Source organism: Oleiphilus sp. HI0061 (genome assembly GCF_001635675.1).
Map to the genome: position 1 here is coordinate 1 of NZ_LWFE01000387.1, position 1,528 is coordinate 1,528.

The window sequence follows — 1,528 nt, forward strand, 5'->3', positions numbered from 1 at the left end:
GGGTTTGCTTGACTCAGGGCGGTGTCTGATTGTTTGTCCGTGACAACCGATGGCGCAAACATCGCTACTATTCTTGTTGGCTTTCTTGAGTAAATCGTTCACGGTTTCCGCAATAGCTTCACCTAGCTCGACACTGGCTTCGCCAAGGCGGTCTATCTCATTGTCGCCTGGTAGTGACAATGACTGAAGTTTCGACTTAAGCGAGCTTGAAAATGGTGCGCTAAATGATTCAATGCCGGTGGTTTTGTTTTCAGATATTGAGGCAAGGACGGTATCGATTCCGTCCATGCTGGTGCCAGACATGACGCCTATATATAGTTTGTCTGCCATATCAGGGACTCTATCTGTACTTACTGATTAGAGGCGACTTGATAACTTTCTGAAAAGGTCTCGAGCTGTGCCAAGTGTGAGTGTGTTGCTTTCTTAAAGCGAGCAAGCTCCTTTTTAGGGATAGGGCTCGCGTGTGGCAGTTTCACCTTTAGAGAGTTTTTGTGGACACCGTTAACTCTAAATTCATAATGAAGATGGGGCCCTGTTGAACGTCCTGTGCTACCGACATAGCCAATGATTTGGCCTTGCTTAACGCGCTTGCCCGAGCGGATGCCGCGTGCGTAGCCATTCATGTGAGCATAAAGAGTGGTGATGCTTTGTCCGTGTTGGATGATGACAGTTTTACCGTAACCACCTTTTCTGGCTGCATGAATAACCTTGCCGTCACCAGTAGCTTTGATTGGCGTGCCGGTCGCCGCGGCGTAGTCAGTGCCTTTGTGCGCTCTGATTTTATGTAGAATAGGGTGCTTGCGACGCAGGTTGAAGCGTGAGGAGATGCGAGCGAAGTCGACAGGCGTTCTGATAAAGGCCTTCCGCATGCTTTTTCCGTCAGGAGTAAAGTAATTACTAATGCCGTTTTCTTGTTCATAGAGGACGGCAGAAAGTTCTCGTTCACGGTTGTGGAAGTTGGCCGCTAAAATTCTGCCGTTTTTGTACTTTTCTCCGTCTAGGTATAACTCTTCATAGATTAGGTTGAACTTGTCGCCGGAGCGGATATCTAAAATGAAGTCGATATCCCAGCCGAAAATATTGGCTAGCTCCATAATTTGCGACTGTGAGAGCCCGGCCTTTTGCCCTGCAAGGAATAATGAGCTTTCTATAGTTCCCTCACCGTAGGCGATATGAATATCCGGGGTGCGAGTAACAACTTCTTTAGTGAAAGAATTGTTTTCATCCCGTTTAAATACAATTGACTTAAGGGGGGAGCGAACCAGTTTGATTTGGGAAAGTTGCTCGTTCTCATCGTTAAGAAAGGCGATTTTTTCGCCAGGGTAAATGTTAGCAATCTGCTTTGCAGCTTTCGACGAGTGTATAACGGAGTACATGATTTTATCGTTGTACCCGGCTTTAGCAAATAGTGTTGATAATGTATTGCCTGATTTGATATCAAAACTCTGCCAGTTTTCGACTTTAGGCGTTGGGCTGGCAATCAGGGGCTGCTGGCTGGGCTCTTGCGTGTTTAATGCTTTAACGCTCT

Annotated in this window: 2 protein-coding genes; both read right to left on the bottom strand. The window is 46.7% G+C overall.

Annotated elements, in window-relative coordinates:
- Positions 1–330, bottom strand: a 330-nt coding sequence (locus A3735_RS05315; RefSeq protein WP_197485682.1) for an anhydro-N-acetylmuramic acid kinase, incomplete at its 3' end; no start/stop codon positions are given.
- A gap of 20 nt (positions 331–350) precedes the next feature.
- On the bottom strand, positions 351–1,528 hold a 1,178-nt coding region (locus tag A3735_RS05320; protein ID WP_068637702.1), incomplete at its 5' end, for an OapA family protein.